The sequence below is a fragment of the Citricoccus sp. SGAir0253 genome (genome assembly GCF_005877055.1).
Classification (GTDB): domain Bacteria; phylum Actinomycetota; class Actinomycetes; order Actinomycetales; family Micrococcaceae; genus Citricoccus.
The window spans coordinates 2788156-2802632 of record NZ_CP039424.1; the positions used below are offsets into that span (position 1 = coordinate 2788156).

Here is a 14477-nt window from a genome sequence, read left to right on the forward strand (position 1 = left end):
GGCGCTCCCCGGCGCCCGAGGGGGCGCCTGGCCCCATTCTACGGCCCGGGGACCACCCCGGGCCGGTCGGCGGTCCGGACCCTACTGGAGGGACCAGCGCGCGCCGTCGGCGGAGTCCTCCACCACGACGCCGGCCGCGGCCAGGGTGTCCCGGATCGCGTCCGCGGTGGCCCAGTCCTTGGCCGCGCGCGCCGCGGCCCGCGCGTCCAGCTGGGCGCGGACCAGCGTGTCCAGGGCGTGCCGGGCGGCGGGGTCCTGGCCGCCCTCCGGCTCGGGGACGTCGTCCAGGCCCAGCACCGAGACCATGGCCTCGACGTCGGCGTAGTGCTGTTCCACCGCCTCCACGTCCCCCGCGGCGAGCGCGCTGTTGCCGGCGCGCACGGACTCATGCAGCACGGCCAGGGCCTGGGGCACGTTCAGGTCGTCCTCCATGGCGGCCCGGAACGCCGGCGGCACCGAGCTGAAGGCGGCCACGTAGACCGCCTGCCCGGCGTCCTCCCCGCCCGCGGCCTCCTCGCGGCGCAGCTGCGCCTCGGCCACCACGTCCGCCCCGCGCTCCAGGAACGCCTCGATCCGCTCCACGGCGGCCTCGGCCTCCTGCAGCGAGGTGGGCCGGTAGTCCAGCGGGGACCGGTAGTGGGCCTGGCCCAGGAAGTACCGCACCGCCTTGGGGCGGGCGAGGGCGAGCATCTCCTCCGGGGAGATGGTGTTGCCCACCGACTTGGACATCTTCTCGCCCTCGTAGGTGACCATGCCGTTGTGCAGCCAGAAGTTGGCGAAGCCGTCCCCGGCCGCCGCGGACTGGGCGAGTTCGTTCTCGTGGTGCGGGAAGCGCAGGTCCAGGCCCCCACCGTGGATGTCGAAGCGCCGGCCGAGGTACTTGGTGGCCATCGCGGAGCACTCCAGGTGCCAGCCGGGTCGGCCGCGGCCCCACGGGGAGGCCCACGTCGCCGTCTCGGGGTCGGTGTCCTTGGCGCCCTTCCACAGGGCGAAGTCGCGCGGGTCGCGCTTGCCGCGCGGGTCGGCGTCGGGGGCGTCCTGCATGTCCTCCACCCGCTGGCGGGTGAGCTCTCCGTAGGCGGGCCAGGACCGGACGTCGAAGTACACGTCCCCCGAGCCGTCCGCGGCCGGGTAGGCGTGGCCGGCGTCGATGAGACGCTGGATGAGCGCGAACATCTCCGGGACGTGGCCGGTGGCGCGCGGCTCGTAGGTGGGCCGGCGGACGCCGAGGGCCGCGTAGGCGCGGGCGAACTCCTGCTCGAAGCGGTAGGCCAGGGCGAACCACGGCTCCTCGGCCGGGTAGAGGTCGTCCTCCTCGAAGTCCGGCGCGTAGGAGGCGGCGGACTTCTCCAGGATCTTGTCGTCGATGTCCGTCACGTTGCGCACGGACGTGACCCGCAGCCCGGTGTGCCCGAGCCAGCGGATGAGGATGTCGAACACGATCGCGGAGCGCACGTGGCCCACGTGGGGCATGCCCTGCACGGTGGCGCCGCAGTAGTAGAGGGAGACCTCCCCCCCGGTCAGGGGGACGAAGTCCCGTACCGTCGCGGTCCTGGTGTCATAGAAGCGTTGTGCCACGGTAGGCCATCCTAGGTCAGCCGGTACACGAGCGCCGTGGCGACCGCGGCCAGGCCCTCGCCCCGGCCGGTGAAGCCGAGGCCGTCCGTGGTGGTGCCGGAGACGGACACCGGGGCCCCGACCGCCGCGCCCAGCACCTCCTCCGCCTCGGCACGGCGCGTGCCCACCTTGGGCCGGTTGCCGACCAGCTGCACCGCGGCGTTGCCGATCCCGAACCCGGCCTCGCGCACCAGCCGGGACGCCTCGGCGAGCAGGACGGCCCCGGCCGCGCCGGCCCACTCCGGGCGGGAGGTGCCGAAGTGCCGGCCCAGGTCGCCGAGGCCGGCGGCGGAGAACAGGGCGTCGCACAGCGCGTGCGCCACCACGTCCCCGTCCGAGTGCCCCGTCAGGCCCTGTTCGCCCGGCCAGTGCAGTCCGGCCACCCAGCACTCGCGGTCCTCGTCCTCGGGGGCGAAGCCGTGGACGTCCGTGCCGATGCCGGTGCGGGGCAGGAAGGGGGGCGGGGTGGGGGTCATGGGCTCTCCTCGTCGGCGTCGGGTCGCCGGTCCGGCAGCAGCGCGTTGGCCAGCACCAGGTCCAGCGGGGTGGTGATCTTGAAGCCGAGCGGGTCCCCCGGCACCACGAGCACGGCGTGGCCGGCGGCCTCCATGACCATGGCGTCGTCGGTGAGCGCGGCGGCGTCCCGGTCGGCGGGCGCGGTGGCGCCGGGACCGTCGACGGCGCGGTGGGCGGCCTGCAGGGCGGCGAGGTCGAAGCCCTGGGGCGTCTGGACCGCGCGCAGCGCGGTGCGGGAGGGCGTGCCGGTCACCCACTCGGGCGCGGCCGGTGACGACGCGAGGTCCGGGGCGGCGTCGCCGGCGGGGGCGGCCGCGGCAACGGTCTTGATCGTGTCCACCACCGGCAGCCCGGGCACGACGGCGGCCGCCCCGGCCTCGAGGGCGGACAGCACCGCGCGGAACACGGCGGGCGGGACGAAGGGCCGGGCGGCGTCGTGGACGAGCACCGCGTGGCGCTCACCGGCGCCGTCGGCGTCCGCGCCGGCGAGGCCCCGGACCGCGTCCAGCCCCGCCCGCACGGAGTCGGCGCGCTCGGCGCCGCCGGGCACGGTGAGGATCATGGTGCCGGTGCGCCGCGCGACGTCCCGGCACACGCGCTCGAGGGGCTCGGCCGCGGCGGGGTCCGCGGGGACCACCACCACGATGCCCGCGAGGTCGAGGGCGCCGTCACCGCGGGCGGCGAGCACGGAGTCGAGGCAGTGCTCGAGCATGGTGCGGCCGTCGGCGAGGGCGACGAGGGCCTTGTGCAGGCCCGCGCGCAGGCGGGAGCCGCTGCCGGCGGCGACGATCAGCAGGGTCGAGCGCATGGCGCCAGTCTAGGTTCCGCGCACTCCCCGGACGGCCGCGACGTGCACGGACACCGTCCGTCACCGCGGCGCCGGGTGCCCGGCCACGGGGCCCGGACGACCGGGCTCAGGCGGCGAGGGTCTCGTCGAGCAGCTCGGCCGCCTCGTCCTCCGAGGTCTTCTTGGCCAGCGCCAGCTCCGAGACGAGCACCTGCCGGGCCTTGGCCAGCATGCGCTTCTCCCCCGCGGACAGGCCGCGGTCCTGGTCGCGGCGCCACAGGTCGCGGACGACCTCGGCCACCTTGATGACGTCCCCGGACGCCAGCTTCTCCAGGTTCGCCTTGTAGCGGCGGGACCAGTTGGTGGGCTCCTCGGTGAACTCGGCCTGGAGCACCCGGAACACCCTCTCCAGCTCCTCGCCGTCCACGACGTCCCGGACCCCGACCAGGTCCACGTTCTCCGCAGGCACCTCGATGGTCAGGTCTCCCTGGGCCACCTTGAGCTTGAGGTACATCTTCTCCTCGCCCTTGACGGTGCGCATCTTGATCTCCTCGATCTTCGCGGCACCGTGGTGGGGGTAGACGACTGTCTCTCCGACCTCAAAAACCATGTGAGTGGTCCCCTTTCCCTCCACCGGAGTCTATCACGTCACATTTTCAGGACCTGTGTCGCTGCTCACGGAGCCGGGCGGATGGGTCATAATCCTCCCCCGGCCACGAGCCGGCCCGCGGGCCCGTCCGCGATCGCCTCCGCACCCCTGTCCGCACCCCCTTCTGCACCCCCGTCCACGCCGCCGTCACGCTGCCGTCGCCCGGGCCGTCGGCGTGGGCCGATGCGGTAGTCTCGAGGCAGCACCGCGCCGTGTGGTCAGCCGTGTCCGAAGCACACCGGATGGCCCGGGCGCCCCTGACCGCACCGAGGAGAACGCATCGTGAAGTTCGCCGTCCGCAAGGCCACCGCCCGCACCGCCGCCGTGGCCGGCCTGGCTGCCGTCGCCCTGCTGGGCGCCACCGGCTGCAGCGCCATCAACCAGCAGGCCACCACCCTGCAGTACTCGGCCTCGGATGGCATCGTGGCCAACGTCGGGGACGCCGAGCTGCGCAACGTGCTGCTCGTCTCCAGCGGCCCGGACGCGGAGGCCCGCTACCTCGGCGCGGTGAACAACCCCTCGGAGCAGCCGCTCGAGGTGACCATCACCGTGGACGGGACGGACACGAGGCTCTCCGTCCCCGCCGGTGAGATGCTGCAGCTGGGCGACCCGGAGAACGAGCACGTGATCCCCTCGCACGGTTCCTTCCCCGGCGGCATGGCCGATGCCACGGTCGAGGTGGACGGCCAGAGCCAGCAGGTGGAGATCCCCGTGCTGGACGGGACCCTGCCCGAGTACCGCCAGTACGTGCCGGGCGGCGCCGACGAGTCGGCCACCGAGCACCTCTACGAGACGCATGCCGCCGAGGAGGGCGGCCACTGACCGGGGGCCGCTGACGGCTCCGGTCATCCGGACGACGGCGAAGGGCCGGCACCGCACGGTGCCGGCCCTTCGCCGTTCCCGGTGCCGCCGGTCCCGGCCCCCGGCGGCCGCGTCGGACCGGCCTACGGCTCGAACTTGTAGCCCAGCCCGCGCACCGTCACGAGGTAGCGCGGGTGCGAGGGGTCCGGCTCGATCTTGCCGCGCAGGCGCTTGACGTGCACGTCCAGGGTCTTGGTGTCCCCCACGTAGTCCGAGCCCCACACGCGGTCGATGAGCTGGCCGCGGGTCAGGACGCGGCCGGAGTTGCGCAGCAGCATCTCCAGCAGCTCGAACTCCTTCAGCGGCAGGGAGACCTGCTCGCCGTTGACGGAGACCACGTGCCGCTCGATGTCCATCCGGACGGGGCCGGCCTGCACCGTGGAGCTGATGAGCTCCTCCGGCTCGCCCTGGCGGCGCAGCACGGCCCGGATGCGGGCCACGAGCTCCCGGGAGGAGTAGGGCTTGGTGACGTAGTCGTCCGCCCCGAGCTCGAGCCCGACGACCTTGTCGATCTCCGAGTCCTTGGCGGTGAGCATGATGACCGGGACGTTGGAGCGCTGGCGCAGCTGCCGGCACACCTCCGTGCCGGACTGCCCGGGCAGCATGAGGTCCAGCAGCACCAGGTCGGCGCCGGCCCGGTCGAACTCGACGACGGCCTCGTTGCCGTCGCCGACCACCTCGACCTCGAACCCCTCCTTGCCCAGGAGGTAGGACAGCGGGTCGCTGAACGACTCCTCGTCCTCGACGATCAGGATACGGCTCACGGTTGGGCTCCTTCCCCTGTGGCGGACGCGATGGCGCCCCGCGCGTTCTGTGCTCCGCCGACGTGCCGGCCGGCGTCGGGATCCATCTCCGGCAGCCGGACCGTGAAGGTCGACCCGCGCCCCGGCTGGGACCAGACGGTCACCTCTCCGCCGTGGTTGGAGATGACGTGCTTGACGATGCTCAGCCCGAGGCCGGTGCCGCCGGTCTGGCGCGAGCGCGCGGCGTCGATCCGGTAGAACCGCTCGAAGATCCGGTCCTGCTCGTCCTCGGGGATGCCCACGCCCTGGTCCGTCACGGAGACCTGCGCGAGCCCGCGCACGGACTTCAGGCCCACGCCCACGGTGGTGTCGTCCGGTGAGTAGCGCACCGCGTTGTCGATGAGGTTGCGCAGGGCGGTCATCAGCTGGTCGGGGTCCCCGTACACGGGGCCGTCCACCTGCCCGGCCACCTTGATGTCGATGTTGCGCGCCTCGGCCTGCAGCCGGGAGCGGTCCACGGCCTCGGTCACGGTCCGGTTGAGGTCCACGGGCTGGCCGGCCCGGACGGTGTCCTTGGCCTGGAGCCGGGACAGCTCGATGATGTCCTGCACGAGGGCGGCCAGCCGCGCGGACTCCACGCCCAGCCGGCCGGCGAAGCGGCGCACGGCCTCCTCGTCGTCCGCGGCGTCGTCGATGGCCTCCGCGAGCAGGGAGATGGCCCCCACCGGGGTCTTCAGCTCGTGCGAGACGTTGGCCACGAAGTCGTGGCGCATGGCCTCGGTGCGGGAGATCTCGGAGCGGTCGTCCGCCAGCAGCAGGATGTACTCGTCGGTCACCGGGGCCACGCGCAGCTGCACCACCAGGACGCCCTGGCCCACCGGCCCGCGCGGCAGCTCGTAGCGGCGGTCCACGATGATGCCGTCCGCCCGGACGCGGTCCACGAGCTCGAGCACCTCCTCGTGGACGAGGTGGTGGCCGCGCACGAGCCCGTAGGCGTACGCGGAGGGGTTCGCCCGCACCACGCCGTTGACGGCGTCCAGGACCACGTAGGCCCGGCCGATCACGGACAGGACCTCGGCCGCCCCCTCCGGGATGGAGGGCTCCCCCACGGTCAGGTGGACGGCCCGGCTGCGCTCGGAGACGCGGAAGGCGACCATGGCCAGCACGCCGAGCACGAGGCCGATCAGCCCGCACACCACTCCAACGACCACGGGATCCGTCACGCCGACCAGCCTACCCATCCGCCGGGCCCCGCTCGGCACCCGCACGGCGGGTGTCGGCCCGTCGATCCGCGTCATCCCGGCCGCCACCGGGCCGGACGGGGCATACTGGGCACGGGAGTACTCCTGCCGTTCAGCAGACGTTCACCTTCCGTGGCGACGATGACGCGGGCCCGTGTCCCCGACCGGGCGCCCGTGCCGCTGGACCACGGGGCCGACGACACCCCCAACCGGAAAGAGGGACCATCCATGCGAGAACTGTTCCATGCCGACCTGAAGGCCCTGGGCGACCAGCTGGTGGAGATCTCCGGCCTGGTCCGCGAGGCCATGGACAAGGCCCGGACCGCCTTCGAGAACGCGGACGTGGAGCTCGCCGAGGCCGTCATCACCGACGACGCCCGCATCGACTACCTGCAGACCTCGATCGACGAGAAGGCGATCGAGCTGCTCGCCCTGCAGGGCCCGGTCGCCGCGGACCTGCGCACGGTCGTGGCCGCCCTGCGGATGAGCTCGTCCCTGGAGCGCATGGGCGACCTGGCCCGGCACATCGCCCAGCTGGCCCGCCGCCGCTACCCGGACCTCGTCCTGCCCGAGTCCGTCCGCGAGGACTTCCGGCAGATGGCCGACCACTGCGTGGCGCTCGCCGGCGAGGTGGAGCAGCTGCTGACCGACCACGACACCACCCACGCCCAGCAGATCGTCAAGCTCAACGCCGCGATCAACGAGCTGCACGCCAAGAACTTCAAGACCGTCAACGCCGCCGACTGGAACGCCTCCGGCGCCATGACCGCGGACGTCACCCTGGCCTCCCGGTTCTTCGAGCGCTTCGCCGACCACGGGGTCTCCGTGGCCCGCAAGGTCACCTACCTCGCCACGGGCGAGTGGGAGCCGGTCATCGAGATCGACTGACCGGCCCCCCCGGGGGCCCTGCCCCCGGGACCCGTTCCCGCCCAGCACGACGCCGGCCGGTCGCCTTCCGCGGGGAAGGCGACCGGCCGGCGTCGTGGTTCCGGGGGGGCCGGGCGCGGCGCTCGCGGCGCCCGGTCCCGGGAGGCTACTTCCGGGCGCCCTGGGCCGCCACGGCGGCGGCACCGGCGGCCGCGGCCTCGGGGTCCAGGTACCGGCCGTGCGGGGTGACGGGGCGCAGGTCCTCGTCCAGCTCGTAGTACAGCGGGATGCCCGTGGGGATGTTCAGCCCGGCGATGTCCTCGTCCGAGATGCCGTCCAGGTGCTTGACCAGGGCGCGCAGGGAGTTGCCGTGCGCGGCGACGAGCACGGTCTTGCCGGCGCGCAGGTCCGGCACGATGTGGTCCGTCCAGTACGGCAGCAGCCGGGCCACCACGTCCTGGAGGCACTCGGTTCGCGGCACGTCCGGGCGCAGGTCCACGTAGCGCTCGTCGTGCGCCTGCGACCACTCGGAGGAGTCGTCCAGGGCCGGCGGCGGGGTGTCGTAGGACCGGCGCCAGACCATGAACTGGTCCTCGCCGAACTCCTCCCGGATCTCGGCCTTGTCCTTGCCCTGGAGGGCGCCGTAGTGCCGCTCGTTCAGCCGCCAGTGGCGGTGGACCGGGATCCACTGCCGGTCGGCGGCCTCGAGCGCGAGGTTCGCGGTGGTGATGGCGCGCTTGAGCACCGAGGTGTGCAGCACGTCCGGCAGCAGCCCCTCCTGGGCGAGCAGCTCGCCGCCACGGGCGGCCTCCTGGCGGCCCTTCTCGGTGAGCGGGACGTCCACCCAGCCGGTGAACAGGTTCTTCTCATTCCAGTCGCTCTGCCCGTGCCGCAGCAGGACGAGCTTGTAGGGGGTGTCAGCCATGCGCACATCCTAACGGCGCGGCCGGGCCCCGCCCGGTCAGTAGCCGTAGTGCGACGGGCCGCTGCGGCCGTACAGCTTCAGCTCGCCGCGCGGGCCGGCGAGGTAGACCGCGGCCACGCACAGCGCGGCGATCTGGAACAGGCCGAAGCCGGCGCCGAGGCTGTTGATCGAGCCGAGGAACGTCAGGACGCCGACCGCCCCGGCCACGCCGGTCAGGATCAGCCAGAAGGACTTCGGTTTCTGCCCGGCGCGCTCGAACTGCTGGGCCGGGCGCGTCAGGCAGTCGCCGAGCGCCCACACCTCGAGCACCACGGCCACCACGGACAGCGCGACGTACATCCAGTTCTCGATGGAGGTGACCAGTGCCCAGACGTTCATGGGGCCAGCCTAGCGGGGGCCCGCCCCCGCCGCGGCGGCGGCGCGCAGTCCGTGCACGAGGTCCTCCCACAGGTCCTCCACGTGCTCGATCCCGCAGCTCAGCCGCAGCAGGCCGGCCGGGACGGTGCGCGGCTCGGCGGCGAAGCGTCGGCGCCGCTCCACGAGCGACTCCACGCCGCCCAGCGAGGTGGCCGGGACCCAGAGGCGCAGCGCCGTCACCATCGCGTCCGCGACGGCGGCCACCTCCTCGTCCCCGGCGCCCTCCGGCCCCGCGACCTCGAGGGTGAGCACGGAGCCGAAGCCGCCGTGCATCTGCTCCGCGGCGATCGCGTGCTGCGGGTGGTCGGGCAGCCCCGGGTAGCGCACCGCGGCCAGCGGCAGGGCACCCTCGCGGCGGGCGGCCTCCGCGCGGCGGGCCAGCTCGGCCGCGGTGGCCTGCGAGCGCTCGAGGCGCAGGGCGAGGGTGCGCATGCCGCGCAGGGCCAGGAAGGCCTCCATCGGCCCGGCGATCGCCCCGTGCAGGGTCCGGTGCTCGAGCAGCCGGGCGTGCAGCGCGGGGTCCCGCGTGACGGCTGCCCCCAGCACCACGTCCGAGTGGCCGGCCAGGTACTTGGTGACGGAGTGGACCACGACGTCGGCGCCCAGCTCGAGCGGTCGCTGGACGAGAGGCGTGGCGAAGGTGTTGTCGACGACGACGAGGGCGCCGGCCGCGTGCGCGGCCTCGGCGAGCGCGCGCAGGTCCGCGACCTCGAGCATGGGGTTGGTCGGGGACTCGAGCCAGAGGATGGCGGCCGGGCCGCGGGCGCCGGCCGGGCCGGCGTCGGGGGTCCCGGGCGCGGGCGTGCCGGCGAGCGCGGCCTCGACGGCGGCGAGGTCGGTGATGTCCACCTGGTCCACCGCGAGCCGGCCGGACTCGCGCAGGGAGGCCAGCAGCGAGGTGAGCCCGTTGTAGGCGTGCTGCGGGGCGACCACGCGGGCGCCGGTGGGGACGAGATGCAGGGCGGCGGCGATCGCGCCCATCCCGGAGGAGAACAGCAGGGCGGGGGTCGCCGTCGGGTCCTCCACGCCCTCGAGGGCGGCCAGCAGGTGCTCGGGGCCCTCCCACGAGGGGTTGGACATGCGGCCGTAGACGCGGCGGTCCGTGGCCCCGGACTCCCAGCCGACGAACGTGGAGGTGAAGTGCACCGGCTCGTTGACGGGCGCGTCCACCTCCTTGGCGGGACGGGCGGCACTGACCAAGAGGGTTTCCGGATGCATGGGGCACATCGTACGTCCGCCGCCCCGGGCGCTGGGGATGGTGGGATCCCGTGACGCCACCGGCCGGTAGGCTGGACCGGTGACCCGGAAGCCTGCCGCTGCGCCCACCCCCGAGCGGGGACGCGGACTGTTCATCGCCTTCGAGGGCGGGGACGGCTCCGGCAAGTCCACCCAGGCCCGGCTGCTGGTCGAGGCCCTGCGCGAGGCCGGGTACGACGTGCTGCCCACCCGCGAGCCGGGCGGCACCCCGGTCGGCGAGCGGCTGCGCTCGCTCGTGCTGGACCCGGGGCACGCCCCGATCGACCCGGTCACCGAGGCCCTCGTCTTCGCCGCCTCCCGCTCCGCCCACGTGCGCCAGCTGCTGCGCCCGGCGCTGGAGGCCGGCCGCGTGGTGGTCACGGACCGCTACGTCGACTCCTCGGTGGCCTACCAGGGCGCCGGGCGGGACCTCGGGACGCGGCGGGTGGCCGAGCTCAACGAGTGGGCCACGGACGGGCTGCACCCGGACCTGACGGTCCTGCTGGACGTGGACACCGCCACCGCGGCCGCGCGGCGCGCCGCCCGGGAGGCCTCCCCCGGCGGGGCCGGCCCGGACCGCATGGAGGCCGAGCCGGAGGCGTTCCACGAGCGCATCCGCCAGGCGTTCCTCGAGCGGGCCGCGACCGACCCAGGCCGCTACTTGGTCATCGATCGGGCCTTACCCGTCCCGGAGATCGCCGCCGCGGTGCTGGCGCACGTCACCGGGCTGCTGGAGTCCCGCGAATCCTCCGGGGCGACGGCGGCGGAGGACACCGCGGCCGAGACCGCCGCTGCCGAGGATGCCGCTGCCGAGGATGCCGCCCATGCTGCCGAGGGGAGCCGGCCATGACCACCCCCGCCGGGACCGTACCCGGCACCCCCGCCGCCCCCGCACCGGTCTGGGGCGACCTCGCCGGCCAGCAGGCGGCCGTGGAGCAACTCTCCCGCGCCGCGGCCGCCGAGCGGCCCACCCACGCGTGGCTGTTCACCGGCCCCCCGGGCTCGGGCCGCTCGAACGCCGCGCGGGCCTTCGCCCAGGCACTGCAGTGCGAGGTGGCGGACCCGGCCGGGCGCGGCTGCGGGACGTGCCACGCGTGCCTGACCGTGGCCGCCGGGACCCACCCGGACGTCAAGGTCCTGGCCACCGAGAACGTCACCTACCGGATCGACGAGGTCCGCGAGCTCATCGCGCTGGCCCAGGACCGGCCGGTCGGCGGGCGGTGGCGCATCTTCATCATGGAGGACGCCGACCGCATGACGGAGCGGGCCACCAACGTGCTGCTCAAGGCGATCGAGGAGCCGCCCGAGCGGACCCTGTGGATGCTGTGCGCCCCGTCCCCGGCGGACGTGCTGGTGACCATCCGCTCGCGCTGCCGCCAGGTGGGGCTGCGCATCCCCTCCGTGGAGTCCGTGGCGCAGCTGCTCGTGGAGCGCGACGGCCTGGACCCGGAGCTGGCCCTGTTCGCCGCCCGCGCCTCCCAGTCGCACGTGGGCATGGCCCGGCGGCTGGCCCGGGACGAGGGGGCCCGCTCCCGGCGGGAGGCCGTGGTGCACCTGCCCCTGCGGATCCGGGCGACCTCGGACGCGGTGGCCATGGCCAAGGAGCTCGTGGAGGTCACCCAGGCCGAGGCCGCCGCCTCCGCGGAGGTCCGCAACGCCGAGGAGCGCCGGAACCTGCTGCGCTCCCTGGGCCTGGGCGAGGACGAGAAGGTCCCGCCGAAGCTGCGCCACCACGTCAAGCGGCTCGAGGACGCGCAGGCGGCGCGGAACAAGCGCTCCGTCCACGACACCCTGGACCGGGCGATGATCGACCTGACCGGGCTGTTCCGGGACGTGCTGGCCCTGCAGCTGGGCACCGAGGCGCCGCTCGTGAACGAGCACCTGCGGGACGAGCTCGCCTCCTACGCCCGCTCCGCCTCCCCCGAGCGCACGGTGGCCCGGATCGACGCCGTGGCCACCGCCCGGCGGCGACTGGCCGGCAACGTGCCCCCGCTGCTGGCCCTGGAGGCGATGGCCACCAGCTTCCTGCCGGACCGCATCCTCGACCGCCGCCCGCCCGACCACCCCTGAACCGCCTCCCGCCCGAAAGGCCGCCGTGCACCTGCGCCCCTCCCCCTCCTCCCGACGGCCCCTCGCGGTGGCCGGCGTCCTGGCCGCCGGGATGGCCCTGACCGCCTGCACGGCGCTCCCCGGGACCGGCCGGGGGCTGCAGGAGGGCCCGGAGGCCGGCAACGGGACGGGGGCGCCGACGTCGGGCCCCTCCTCCGGCGCGCCCGCCGGCGCGGTGCCGGAGGGCCTCGAGGAGTACTACGGCCAGGACCCCGAGTGGCGCGACTGCGAGCAGGAATCCGGCGGCCTGGAGTGCGCCACCGTCCGGGCGCCCCTGGACTACGCGGACCCGGACGGGGAGCACGTGGAGCTGGCGCTGGTCCGCTCGGCCGGGGCCGGCGCGGACGCCCCGCTCCTGCTGCTCAACCCCGGTGGGCCCGGGGCCTCCGGCGTGGACCTGGTGGCCGACTCCCTGGACTTCGTGGTCTCCGAGACGGTGCAGGAGCACTACACCGTGGTGGGCTTCGACCCGCGCGGGGTGTCCCGGTCCACGCCGGTGACGTGCCTGACGGACGCGGAGATGGACGCGGCGCGGCAGGAGGACATCGACCCGGCCACGGATGCCGGGCTGGCCGAGGCGCGCGCCTCCGCCCGCGAGTTCGCGGCGGCCTGCGACGAGCACACCGGCGCGGTCCTGGGCCACGTGGACACGGACACGGCCGCCCGGGACATGGACCTGCTGCGCGGGGTGCTCGGCGACGACCGGCTGAACTTCCTCGGCTTCTCCTACGGCAGCGCCCTCGGGGCCTCCTACGCCGGGCAGTTCCCGCAGAACGTGGGGCGGATGGTCCTGGACGGCGCCATGGACCCGTCCCTGACACCGGCCGAGGTGACGCTCGGCCAGGCCGAGGCGTTCGAGCGCGCCGTGCGGTCCTGGGTGGGGTACTGCCTCGCCCGCGAGGACTGCCCGCTCAGCGGCACCCCGGAGAACGCGCTCGCGCAGCTGCAGCGGTTGTTCGAGCAGGTGGAGCGCGAGCCCATGACCGCCTCCGACGGGCGCCTCGTGCCGGCCACCACGTTCGCCTCCGGGTTCATCACCCCGCTCTACGCGGACGAGAACTGGCCCACGCTCAACGACGCCGTGCAAGATGCCATGAACGGCGATCCGGACCTCATCCTCTACCTCGCCGACCTCAACGCCGGCCGGGACCAGGACGGTCGGTACACGAGCAACATCACGGCCGCGTTCACCGCCGTGAACTGCCTGGACGCCCCCGCGGCGGCGGACACCGCCACGCTGCGCCGGGAGGCGCAGCGGCTGGACGAGGCCTCGCCCACGCTCGGGCGCTTCCTCGCCTACGGGGCGGTGAACTGCGCGGACTGGCCGGTGCCGCCGGTGGACCGGCCGGCGCCGGCGAGCGCCCCGGGCGCGGCGCCGATCGTGGTCATCGGCACCACGGGCGACCCGGCCACCCCCTACGAGTGGGCGCCCGCGCTGGCCGAGCAGCTCGAGTCCGGCGTCCTGGTGACGTGGGAGGGCGAGGGGCACACGGCGTACGGGCGGGCCGGGGAGTGCATCGGCGACGCCGTGGACGGCTACCTGGTGGAGGGGCGGGTCCCGGAGGACGGGCTCACCTGCGGCTGAGCGTCAGCGCCGTGGCGCCCGACGGCGGCCGGTCGCCGTCGTGCTGGGCCCGACGTCCCGCGGTGCTCCTTGGGCCCTCAGCGCCCGGCGACGAGCGCGGGCACCTCGCGCACCGAGGGAACGACGACGGAGGCCCCGGCCCCGGTGAGCGCCCCCTCGTCGTGGTAGCCGGTGAGCACGCCGACGGTGAGCCCGGCTCCGGCGCGCTGGCCGGCGCGGATGTCCCCGACCGTGTCCCCCACAACCATGACCGAGCGCACGTCGTCGAGGTCCAGGGCCAGCAAGGCGGTGAGGATCATGTCCGGGTAGGGGACACCCCGGCCGGCGTCCGAGGGGCACAGGCTCAGGTCGGAGACGCCCATCCAGCCGAGGGACTCCAGGATCATGTTCTGGGTGTGCCGGGCGAAGCCGGTGGTGAGCACGATCCTCAGCCCGGCCTCGCGCAGCCCGGCCATCGCCTCGGCGGCGCCCTCCACGGGGCGCACCCCGCGCTCGGCGAGCAGCCGGTCGTACGTGTCCTCGAAGGACTGGTTGGCCCGCCGTGCGGCCTCCGGGTCCTCGGCGAAGAGGGAGCCGAAGATCTCGTGGCGGGCGGTGCCGCGCGCCTCGCGGAAGTACCCGACCATCGTCTCGTGGCGCGTGGTGCCCGGCTCGATGCCCTCCCGGCCGATCGCGGCGCCGAAGGCCTCGTCCTGCAGGCCGCCCTCGTCCACGGTGGTGCCGGACATGTCCAGCACCGCGAGCCTCAGCGGGCGCCGCAGGCGCAGGTCCCGTCCCGGGTGGGCGGCAGTCATCGTCACGGCAGTTCTCCCTAGACCACGGCCCGGCGGTCGCCGGGCGTGCGTCCATGCTCGGGCCCGTGCGCGGCGCCCACCTGTCCGCAGGTTGGCCGTGGAGTGAACGCCTCCTGAGGGTTGGGCGGGA

The 14477-nt window shown here is 74.6% G+C and carries 15 protein-coding genes; 5 read left to right on the plus strand and 10 right to left on the minus strand.

The features are described from left to right. Positions 1 to 81: 81 nt before the first annotated feature. The 4 genes from cysS to E7744_RS12200 all read right to left on the minus strand — a co-directional run bounded on the left by cysS (position 82) and on the right by E7744_RS12200 (position 3530). On the minus strand, positions 82 to 1578 hold the full coding sequence (gene cysS / locus E7744_RS12185) for a cysteine--tRNA ligase (RefSeq protein ID WP_137774345.1): 1497 nt from the start codon (positions 1576 to 1578) through the stop codon (positions 82 to 84). 11 nt (positions 1579 to 1589) lie between these two features. Beyond that, on the minus strand, positions 1590 to 2093 hold the full coding sequence (gene ispF, locus E7744_RS12190; protein ID WP_137774346.1) for a 2-C-methyl-D-erythritol 2,4-cyclodiphosphate synthase: 504 nt from the start codon (positions 2091 to 2093) through the stop codon (positions 1590 to 1592). After that, complete coding sequence (locus E7744_RS12195) at positions 2090 to 2941, minus strand: 2-C-methyl-D-erythritol 4-phosphate cytidylyltransferase (protein WP_137774347.1); 852 nt, start codon at positions 2939 to 2941, stop codon at positions 2090 to 2092. The genes ispF and E7744_RS12195 overlap by 4 nt, the downstream gene beginning before the upstream one ends. 106 nt (positions 2942 to 3047) lie before the next feature. Continuing rightward, positions 3048 to 3530: a CarD family transcriptional regulator gene (locus tag E7744_RS12200; protein ID WP_137774348.1), complete on the minus strand. Its 483-nt coding sequence runs from the start codon at positions 3528 to 3530 to the stop codon at positions 3048 to 3050. A gap of 321 nt (positions 3531 to 3851) precedes the next feature. Here E7744_RS12200 and E7744_RS12205 point away from each other — a divergent pair, with 321 nt between their 5' ends. Then, positions 3852 to 4391, plus strand: coding sequence for a hypothetical protein (locus tag E7744_RS12205; protein WP_137774349.1), 540 nt, complete (start codon positions 3852 to 3854; stop codon positions 4389 to 4391). Positions 4392 to 4513: 122 nt separating this feature from the next. On the opposite strand, the gene E7744_RS12210 is transcribed toward E7744_RS12205, so the two are convergent. Beyond that, positions 4514 to 5194 carry a response regulator transcription factor gene (locus E7744_RS12210; RefSeq protein WP_137774350.1) on the minus strand — a complete coding sequence of 227 codons (681 nt, stop codon included), beginning with the start codon at positions 5192 to 5194 and terminating at the stop codon, positions 4514 to 4516. Beyond that, a complete protein-coding gene (locus tag E7744_RS12215) occupies positions 5191 to 6330 on the minus strand; it encodes a cell wall metabolism sensor histidine kinase WalK (protein WP_246858668.1) in 1140 nt (379 codons plus the stop codon). The genes E7744_RS12210 and E7744_RS12215 overlap by 4 nt, the downstream gene beginning before the upstream one ends. Positions 6331 to 6642: 312 nt before the next feature. On the opposite strand from E7744_RS12215, the gene phoU reads away from it, so the two are divergent. Continuing rightward, positions 6643 to 7302 (plus strand): phosphate signaling complex protein PhoU, encoded by a 660-nt coding sequence (gene phoU, locus E7744_RS12220; RefSeq protein WP_137774351.1) that lies wholly within the window; start codon positions 6643 to 6645, stop codon positions 7300 to 7302. Positions 7303 to 7447: 145 nt separating this feature from the next. Here the strand turns inward: phoU and E7744_RS12225 are convergent, their stop codons facing one another. From E7744_RS12225 to E7744_RS12235, 3 genes are read right to left on the minus strand one after another with little or no spacing between them, the layout of a single operon-like run. Then, entirely contained in the window at positions 7448 to 8206 is a 759-nt protein-coding gene (locus tag E7744_RS12225; protein ID WP_137774352.1) for a phosphoglyceromutase, read from the minus strand. Between the two features lie 36 nt (positions 8207 to 8242). After that, a complete protein-coding gene (locus E7744_RS12230) occupies positions 8243 to 8584 on the minus strand; it encodes a DUF2516 family protein (RefSeq protein ID WP_137774353.1) in 342 nt (113 codons plus the stop codon). Between the two features lie 9 nt (positions 8585 to 8593). Next, complete coding sequence (locus tag E7744_RS12235) at positions 8594 to 9841, minus strand: PLP-dependent aspartate aminotransferase family protein (RefSeq protein WP_137774354.1); 1248 nt, start codon at positions 9839 to 9841, stop codon at positions 8594 to 8596. Between the two features lie 127 nt (positions 9842 to 9968). Between E7744_RS12235 and tmk the strand changes: the two genes are divergently transcribed. Genes tmk through E7744_RS12250 form a run of 3 tightly spaced genes read left to right on the plus strand, consistent with a single transcriptional unit; the run spans position 9969 to position 13553 of the window. Then, a complete protein-coding gene (gene tmk, locus E7744_RS12240) occupies positions 9969 to 10709 on the plus strand; it encodes a dTMP kinase (RefSeq protein WP_137775035.1) in 741 nt (246 codons plus the stop codon). Next, positions 10706 to 11929, plus strand: coding sequence for a DNA polymerase III subunit delta' (locus E7744_RS12245; protein WP_137774355.1), 1224 nt, complete (start codon positions 10706 to 10708; stop codon positions 11927 to 11929). The genes tmk and E7744_RS12245 overlap by 4 nt, the downstream gene beginning before the upstream one ends. A 25-nt stretch (positions 11930 to 11954) precedes the next feature. Then, a complete protein-coding gene (locus E7744_RS12250) occupies positions 11955 to 13553 on the plus strand; it encodes an alpha/beta hydrolase (RefSeq protein WP_371415344.1) in 1599 nt (532 codons plus the stop codon). 77 nt (positions 13554 to 13630) lie between these two features. Here E7744_RS12250 and E7744_RS12255 read toward each other — a convergent pair whose 3' ends face one another. After that, the gene (locus E7744_RS12255) at positions 13631 to 14347 is read right to left on the minus strand and encodes an HAD family hydrolase (RefSeq protein WP_137775037.1); all 717 of its coding nucleotides are present in this window, start codon (positions 14345 to 14347) and stop codon (positions 13631 to 13633) included. Between the last annotated feature and the right edge of the window lie 130 nt (positions 14348 to 14477).

Excerpts from the sequence above, each read along its gene's own strand:
- E7744_RS12235 (WP_137774354.1), bottom strand. The coding sequence starts at position 9,841 with ATGCATCCGGAAACCCTCTTGGTCAGTGCCGCCCGTCCCGCCAAGGAG.
- E7744_RS12215 (WP_246858668.1), bottom strand. The coding sequence starts at position 6,330 with ATGGTCGCCTTCCGCGTCTCCGAGCGCAGCCGGGCCGTCCACCTGACC.
- ispF (WP_137774346.1), bottom strand. The coding sequence starts at position 2,093 with ATGACCCCCACCCCGCCCCCCTTCCTGCCCCGCACCGGCATCGGCACG.
- E7744_RS12195 (WP_137774347.1), bottom strand. The coding sequence starts at position 2,941 with ATGCGCTCGACCCTGCTGATCGTCGCCGCCGGCAGCGGCTCCCGCCTG.
- E7744_RS12200 (WP_137774348.1), bottom strand. The coding sequence starts at position 3,530 with ATGGTTTTTGAGGTCGGAGAGACAGTCGTCTACCCCCACCACGGTGCC.
- E7744_RS12225 (WP_137774352.1), bottom strand. The coding sequence starts at position 8,206 with ATGGCTGACACCCCCTACAAGCTCGTCCTGCTGCGGCACGGGCAGAGC.
- E7744_RS12255 (WP_137775037.1), bottom strand. The coding sequence starts at position 14,347 with ATGACTGCCGCCCACCCGGGACGGGACCTGCGCCTGCGGCGCCCGCTG.
- E7744_RS12245 (WP_137774355.1), top strand. The coding sequence starts at position 10,706 with ATGACCACCCCCGCCGGGACCGTACCCGGCACCCCCGCCGCCCCCGCA.
- phoU (WP_137774351.1), top strand. The coding sequence starts at position 6,643 with ATGCGAGAACTGTTCCATGCCGACCTGAAGGCCCTGGGCGACCAGCTG.
- E7744_RS12230 (WP_137774353.1), bottom strand. The coding sequence starts at position 8,584 with ATGAACGTCTGGGCACTGGTCACCTCCATCGAGAACTGGATGTACGTC.